Here is an 8049-nt window from a genome sequence, read left to right as displayed (position 1 = left end):
CATAAAAGTATACTAGCACTATAGTTGTTTTATTTATGCAGGTTTTGGGCAGTTTTCATGTTTTAGTGGGAAGAATTAACGAAGTAAGAATTTTTTATTTTATCTTTATTTTTATTGGTCTATAATTAATTTATAGGTTAATATGTAATAGTAATGTATTATTTAGTGTATAAAGGAGGATAAACATGCTACATATAGTTTATGGTTAGTATACTATTTTGTTACAGTGCTATTTGGTGGATATTCTGGAATAGTGATATTAGCTGCAATAATAATAGTATGCTCAATGATTATTATAGAAAAACTTAATGATATAAAAATGAAATTAGATGAAAGAGATAAATAAATTTTAATTGGAGGTTTAAAATGGATTGTGGATTTGAAAAAGAAGATGGATGGTTTAGATATAGAGCAGCAGCAATTATTATAGAAAATGGACAAGTACTTTTTGCTAAAAACGAAGTAGATGATTATTATTACTCCGTTGGGGGAGGTGTACATCTTGGGGAAAAGGCAGAAGATGCAGTAAGAAGAGAGGTTTTTGAAGAAACAGGCGTAGAATACGAGATTGAAAGATTAGTTTTTATTCATGAGAACTTTTTTCATGGTACTGGATCATTAGAAGGGTTAAAGTGTCATGAAATAACCTTTTACTTTTTAATGAAGCCAAGAGGAAGTCAAGAACTCAATAGCAATAGTTATTCCCTAGGTGGTCGTGAATATATGCATTGGTTACCTATTGAAAAATTGAGGGATTATTTAGCTTTTCCTAGCTTCTTTGCAGAGAAACTAACATGTATTAGTGATACTGTTGAACATATTGTCACATATGAGAGCATTTAATTTAATATTATAACATAAGACAATGATNNATCATTGTCTTATGTTATAATTTATTAAATAAGGAATTAACTATTTTACTTCAATAGAAATTAATAAATAATTATAGTACAATAGTTTTTGAAACATAAAGATAAATCAGGAGGGAACAATGAAAGAAAAATCTTATTTCTGTGAAAAACAAGTTACGGATGAAACTGCTAATGAAACAAACATCCTAGAACATGAAGCTAATGACTTAAAGAATGAAAAATATTTAGAAGATGTAGATACTGAAATTGCAGGGTTAGTAGATGAAATTATTCTTAAAAGAATTCAAAGGACAGCTAAGAGTGCATTGAAAAGAGAATGTTCTAAAGATTTAAAGGCACTTCTAAAAGTGGAAACCAAGGACACTTTAAAAGAGATAATGAATGAATTAAACATTGAATATAAGTCAGCCGACAAAAAAGATGATTTGATTGATAAAATTGCCATTAATTATGAAGATGCAATCTTAAAAGTATTAAAATATGTAGATACTGATTGTTATATTTCTTTACAAAAAATACTAAAAAATAACGGGATTATTCCTATAAGTGGACATATGGATGAGTCCGAAAACTCTATATTTATGCAAGATATGGGAATGTTATATATTGCTGAAAGTGATGATAAATTATATCTTTGTGCACCAGAACAGGTTCTTAAAGTTATACCACAAATAGACAAGAAGTCTATAGAAAAAAATGATGAAATAATAAAGTTATTTAGAGGTATGATTTACTATTATGGTGGGATTTCTGCAAAAGAATTTATGGAAAGATTACCTGAGGATGCAAAGATAGATTTACCCTTAGAAGAAGTAGAGAAAGTTTTAGCTATGGGAGAAAAAACTAGTGCTGAGTATATCTATGAAGATAGCTTTGGATTAAATGGTTTTTTATGTGATATACAAGAGTTGGAAGCTCTAAAATTACAAGGATTAACAGATGACTACAAACAACTTACAAAAACAGAGTTGCTTAAGGCTAGTAGAAGAGATTACATAGGTGATAAAAATAACTATAAAAAATTTATAAAAGTTATTAAGGATAACTATGATATACCAGGAGATGGCATAGAACAATTACTAGAGTTTACATATGAAACATATCAATTAGAAGGTAAGGAAGAACTAATTAAGAAGGCTCTTGATCATCTTTCTGTACCAGAATTTTTGGAAAGTGAAATAATTAATGCAATAGATGATTTTTGTAGGAAAATCCCAGCTTGGAAATATAATGGATATACAGATGCAGAGAAAAATAATTCTAATATATTTAACATAGAAAAGGTAAGAGTTGGAAGAAACGATCCTTGCCCATGTGGTAGTGGTAAAAAGTATAAAAAATGCTGTGAATCTAAGGGATTATAACTTGGTTAGGAAAGAGTTAGTTTTATAAAGTTTAATTTAATAGTAAATATAAGTAAATAAACTTCAGAGGAGATAGTACTCTTCTGAAGTTTATTTTTGTTTAAATTTGTTTCATTTGCTCATAAGATAAATAGATATTCATGTAAAATATAGTATAACTTTATAAAAAGAGGAATATTAAAATTTTTAGCGTATATATAAAAGATGGTAAAAAACTGCTATTAAAATAAAGAATTAGTGGGAAATCAATGAAGAATAGTAGAATAGAAATGGATATATAGTAGCAATATCTTTATGATAAATGTTTTAGGGGAGGTATCTAGTTATGAACTTATGTATTAAAGAGTATAATTATGAATATAAAGATGAAGTAAATGAGCTTATTTCAGATGATGATTTTGTAAGAAATGATATAATTAGCTGCTTAAATAGATGGCCTCAGTATGGGAGCATTGTTGTAGTTGAATCTGAAGTGATTGGTGTAGGTGTATTTACTGGAGTAAGTAAAAAGACTAGTATGACTTTTTATGTGAAACCAGCGAAAAGAAAAAAAGGTATTGGAACTGCCTTGTTAAAGCACTTAGAGGATAAAATGAGAAATGTTGGAGTTGAGGAAATAGTTTGTGATTTTAGAGTTAATGATGTTGAAAAAACATTTTTGTATAAGAATGAATATAACTATTGGTTTAAATCTAACTTTATGACTTATAATGGCAGCAAATTGGCGGTAGATAACGATGAAATTATAAATTATGAAGATAAGTATTATCATAAATGTCAAAAAGTTTTCAGTGAAGCATTTCATAAAATGCGTTTATCTGTGGGTCTAGATTCTACATTGAGCCTTCCAAGTGAGGAAGAGAGAAATCATTACAAAGAAAATGCAGAAAATATATTTCTGCTACGTAAAAATGATGAAATAGTAGCAGCTGTTAGACTTGAAGCTAATGAAATAGATTCACTTGCAATAGGAGTAGAGCATCAACATAAAGGGTATGGAAAAGCATTGTTAAGCTATGCTGTTAATAGATTGTTGGATAAAGGATATACAACAGTGGCACTTTGGGTAGTTGAAGGAAATTCAGCAAGGTTTTTATATGAAAAGGTAGGTTTTATAAAAGAACGTGTACATGAGTTTGTTGTTAAAGGTATAAAGTAGAAAAGAGCGTAATTTATAATTAATCTATTAAATTTTATTTGAAATTACTATTATAAAAAGTTGGTTTTAATAATTATATTAAAATATTATGGAGGAAAAGTATGAAACTATCAAATAAATGTTATTGTCTAACTGGTTTATCCCATGCTGATTGTTTTTCTGTTAATGCAGGGTTTATTATAGGAGAAAAGGAGACTGTTATTATTGATTCTGGATTTAATAAAGAGTCAGCTCAAACTATTTTAGGATACGCTAACGCGGTTGCTCCAGAGAATAAAGTATCTTATCTTATTAACTTAGAAGGTCATTATGATCATATATTTGGTAGTTCTTTTTTCAAATCTAAAGGAGTAAAAATATTAGCCCGTGAGGGAGTAAGTCTAAAACAAGAGGAGATAGATAGTTATATAGAGGAATGCAATAATGAAATTACAATTGAAAGAAGAAGAAAAAATAAAGAAGCTTATTTATATTTTGAAGGAGTTAAGTCTTTTGAAACAGATATAAAAATTAAGGGAGATACAGAATTAGAAATTGAAGGTGTTAATCTTAAAATATATATAGCCAATGGGCATACAGATAAGAATATAATAGTTTATGAACCAATGGATAAGGTTATATATGTTGCTGATACTATATATTCAGATTTTTTACCTACATTAGCTTTTGGAAATAAAGAATTATGGATTGATTGGCTAAAAACATTAGAATTAATTGAAGATTTAAAACCTGAAATTCTTGTTCCAGGACATGGACGAATACTATATGGAGAAGAAATATATGAGGAAATATCAAGGCATAGAGAAATAATACTTAATAGAATAAATAATCAGTAGAATATAAAGGTTTAGATAGATTTAAAAATGGATAAAGAAAAAACAATATAAGTAAAAATTTGTTAAAAAATAATGTTTGGAGAAGATATATTATGGATAGTTGGAAAAGTGATAGAATTGGTTCTGCATAAAGAGGTGAAAATCCTACAGTAATGGTAAGAATGAAAAGTGGCTTTGCTGTTATAGGAGATAATCAATTTCTGCCTGGATATTGTGTTCTTCTTGGATATCCGAGAGCGAGTTCATTAAATGAATTATCTCTAAAGGAAAGAACTCAATATTTAACTGATATGACATTAATAGGAGACGCCATTATAAAAGCATGTAATCCATTAAGAATTAATTACTCTATTTTGATGAATTTAGACCACTATTTACATGCGCATATTGAAGCTCGTTATGATTGGGAACCTGAAGAGAATAAGTGCAGACCATCTTATTTTTATCCAAAGGAACAAAGATATGGTAGTCAGTATGAATATTCAGATAATAAATATGGTGATTTAAAAACTAATATAACAGAGAAATTGTTGGAATTAATGAAGATGGCTGGTTACTAGACGTACGAAGAATATTTTAGTGAGGTGTAGAACGTGGTTGATTACAATGAAATTTTAAGAGAAAATTTAGTCTTAAAATCAAAGAGGTTAATTTTAAGACCATTCACTATGGATGATATAGATGATGTTTTTTTATATGCCAGTGATGATGTTGTAACAAAATATTTAACATGGCCTTCATATAAGGATATATCAGAAATAGAGGACGTTGTGAAAACATATTATATTGATAAAAGTGGAGTTTTTGCAATTGAATTAGAAGAAGAAGAAAAGTGTATTGGATGCATTGATTTAAGACTATATATTGAAGATAATAAAGCAAGTTTTGGTTATGTTTTGAATAGAGATTATTGGAATAAGGGTTATATGTCAGAGGCTTTAAATCTAATATTAGACTTTTCTTTTTCAAGCCTAGAATTGAATCGTGTTGAAGCTACGCACTACATAGGAAATGAGGGCTCTGGTTGTGTTATGCAAAAATGTGGTATGAGATATGAAGGAACTGGCATACAGGAAGTGAAAGTAAAGGGTATTTTCTATGATGTTGTTCACTATGCAATTTTGAGAGAAGAATGGTTAATTGGATATAGTGACTAATGAATATAAATTTAAGTTAATTGGAGGGGTACATATATGAAAATAGTTTTTGAATTGGGACAAGCTGATGATTTTGATGAGTTAGAACAGCTTTATAACGATTTAAATGATCATTTAGCAGAAGGAGTAAACTATCCAGGATGGATAAAAGGGATATATCCTGTAAGGCAAAATGCAATTGATGGAGTTAAACATGGTAATCTCTATGTAGCAAAATATAATAATAAAATAGTTGGTTCTATTATTTTAAGCCATGAGCCTGAACCTGCATATCATAATGCAGAATGGGGATTTAAGTCTGATTATTCAGATGTTTTTGTAGTATATACATTTGTAGTACACCCAAAGTTTTTGAAATGTGGTGTAGGTAAAGCGTTAATGGATTTTGCTATTGAGCATAGTATTAAGTCACAGGTTAAATCAATTAGATTGGATGTCTATGAAGGTAATATACCTGCAATTAAGCTATATGAAAAATGTGGTTTTAAATATATTGATACTGTTGATTTAGGGCTTGGAAACTATCGGTTGAATTGGTTTAGATTATATGAAAAATTACTTTGAAAGTGTGAGTATACTCTATAGTTAAATTATTAAGTATAAAAATGGGAGGAAATTATGGGGATTAAATGTAAAGAAGTTTCAGATTATTTTGCAAGTTATGGAGTGGAAAAAGAAAAACGATTGGAGTCCATTAGAAATATAATTCACGATATAGTTCCTGATATAAAGGAAAAAATGTGGACTAAAGTTCCATGTTTCTATATAGATAGAACAACTATTGTTATTCGCGTATTCAATGATCATATAAATATTTTTGTAGATAAAGTATTTCAATATGAAGATGAGTTATCAGAATATAAAATTACACCAAAAGGCGTACTACAAGTATTTGATGATCAAGTAATACCATTTGAAACTTTATCAAAGATATTTAGGGCTTGTTTCACAAGTATGTATTAGGATTCCTATAACTGCCCATTACACCTTATATGATTGTTTGGCTTGTCAGCATATTTATCTAATAAATTCAGAGCAAAAAGAGAAAATAATTGAAGATATATTTTTTACGGATTTTATAAAGTTACTTTAACTTAAGATACACAAATTCCATTGAATAGAGAATTTTATGGGATTGAAAAAATAGATAGTGGCTCATTTAAACTTGAGTTTTCATGGGCGTATTTGAAAGATATTTTAACTGTTGAGCTATATTGTACAAATGCCAAAGAGTTAATATTAAATAATTAAAAGGAAATAAAGCATTTTATTTATCGTGAAGAGCTATAGATAACAGGCGCAAAGTATATAACTTAAATCAAATTATAACTTAATATATAAGGATAAGAAAGGGAGATTTTTGTGAATTTGCAAGTAAGAGAAGTAATTATAAGCGATTATATTGAGATCAATAATCTTGTTAAAGAAGTACATAATTTACATGTTGAAAATAGACCGGATGTTTATATGAATACTGATACTCTTTTGACAAAAGAAGATTTTTATGAGTTATTAAGCACCAGTGACACAAAGGTATTTGTAGTAGAAGATATTAATAATAAAGAGTTAGTAGCATATAGCATTGTGAAAATTATGGCCTCTAGAAGTATTCAGATTCTTAGAACAATGACAGTTGCTTATATAGATGATTTTTGTGTTAAAGCTAGTAAGCAAAAGAATGGTATTGGAAGATTGCTTTTTGATTATGTTGTAAATTATGCAAAATCAGAAGGAGCTTTATCTTTACAGTTGATTGTATGGGAGTTTAATAAAGATGCTATTAAATTCTATGAATCATTGGGAATGTCAGTAAGAAATAGAAGAATGGAATTAAATTTAGGTTAATATAAAAATATAATTTAAAGATAGGTACTGAGGAAAATAAATCCCTTAGTACCTTATTGTTTTTTTATGAACATTTATTATTATAGGTGAGTATAATAATAATGAATCTAATAGAAATAAAATTTCATATAGATAATAGGGGGAAATCATTTATGTCAGAATATTACAATGGTGAAAACATCAATCAAATAAATTATACAAACCAAGGTTTAAATGTAGACAATAGTGATTATAGTAATGATTCAAGCTATTGCCCAGAGTATCAATATAATTGCTCACAATGTCCTTATTACAATCAATGTCAACAACAGTGTTGCTGCTGTATTGGTCCAACAGGACCACAAGGACCACAAGGTCCAAGAGGATGCATGGGACCACAAGGACTAACAGGACCACAAGGTCCAAGAGGATGCATGGGACCGCAAGGGCCAACAGGACCACAGGGTCCAAGAGGATGCATGGGACCACAAGGGCCAACAGGGCCACAAGGTCCAAGAGGTTACATGGGACCACAAGGTCCAACAGGACCGCAAGGAGCAACAGGAGCAACAGGTGAAACAGGTGCGCAAGGCCCAACAGGACCACAAGGTCCAAGAGGTTACATGGGGCCACAAGGACCAACAGGACCACAAGGAGCAACAGGAGCAACAGGAGCAACAGGTGCAACAGGAGCTCAAGGACCAACAGGGCCACAAGGAGCAACAGGAGCAACAGGAGCAACAGGAACAACAGGAGCAACAGGAGCGGCTGGAGCAACAGGGGCAACGGGAGCTCAAGGACCAAAAGGTCCAATAGGACCACAAGGACCAACAGGAC

Annotated in this window: 9 protein-coding genes and 1 pseudogene; all 10 read left to right on the top strand. The window is 30.0% G+C overall.

Annotation, left to right across the window (positions count from 1 at the left end):
* The first annotated feature begins 366 nt into the window (after positions 1-366).
* Positions 367-843: an NUDIX hydrolase gene (locus B3630_RS15680; RefSeq protein WP_346899791.1), complete on the top strand. Its 477-nt coding sequence runs from the start codon at positions 367-369 to the stop codon at positions 841-843.
* A gap of 148 nt (positions 844-991) precedes the next feature.
* Positions 992-2236: an SEC-C metal-binding domain-containing protein gene (locus tag B3630_RS15675; protein ID WP_346899789.1), complete on the top strand. Its 1245-nt coding sequence runs from the start codon at positions 992-994 to the stop codon at positions 2234-2236.
* 325 nt (positions 2237-2561) lie between these two features.
* Positions 2562-3395, top strand: a complete 834-nt coding sequence (locus B3630_RS15670; RefSeq protein WP_346899787.1) for a GNAT family N-acetyltransferase — start codon at positions 2562-2564, stop codon at positions 3393-3395.
* A 101-nt stretch (positions 3396-3496) separates the two neighbouring features.
* A complete protein-coding gene (locus B3630_RS15665) occupies positions 3497-4231 on the top strand; it encodes an MBL fold metallo-hydrolase (RefSeq protein ID WP_346899785.1) in 735 nt (244 codons plus the stop codon).
* Positions 4232-4383: 152 nt separating this feature from the next.
* The gene (locus B3630_RS15660) at positions 4384-4791 is read left to right on the top strand and encodes a hypothetical protein (RefSeq protein ID WP_346899783.1); all 408 of its coding nucleotides are present in this window, start codon (positions 4384-4386) and stop codon (positions 4789-4791) included.
* Between the two features lie 33 nt (positions 4792-4824).
* A complete protein-coding gene (locus B3630_RS15655) occupies positions 4825-5388 on the top strand; it encodes a GNAT family protein (RefSeq protein WP_346899781.1) in 564 nt (187 codons plus the stop codon).
* Positions 5389-5424: 36 nt separating this feature from the next.
* Positions 5425-5952, top strand: coding sequence for a GNAT family N-acetyltransferase (locus B3630_RS15650; protein ID WP_346899779.1), 528 nt, complete (start codon positions 5425-5427; stop codon positions 5950-5952).
* Positions 5953-6006: 54 nt separating this feature from the next.
* Positions 6007-6351, top strand: coding sequence for a DUF1801 domain-containing protein (locus B3630_RS15645; RefSeq protein WP_346899777.1), 345 nt, complete (start codon positions 6007-6009; stop codon positions 6349-6351).
* A 399-nt stretch (positions 6352-6750) separates the two neighbouring features.
* Positions 6751-7233 (top strand): GNAT family N-acetyltransferase, encoded by a 483-nt coding sequence (locus B3630_RS15640; RefSeq protein WP_346899775.1) that lies wholly within the window; start codon positions 6751-6753, stop codon positions 7231-7233.
* 368 nt (positions 7234-7601) lie between these two features.
* Positions 7602-8049: pseudogene (locus tag B3630_RS15635) on the top strand (hypothetical protein); the annotation flags it as partial.

The sequence above is a fragment of the Clostridium sp. UBA7503 genome, assembly GCF_002477055.1.
Lineage (GTDB): Bacteria > Bacillota > Clostridia > Clostridiales > Clostridiaceae > Clostridium_J > Clostridium_J sulfidigenes.
This window is presented reverse-complemented; position numbering and strand designations above follow the sequence as displayed.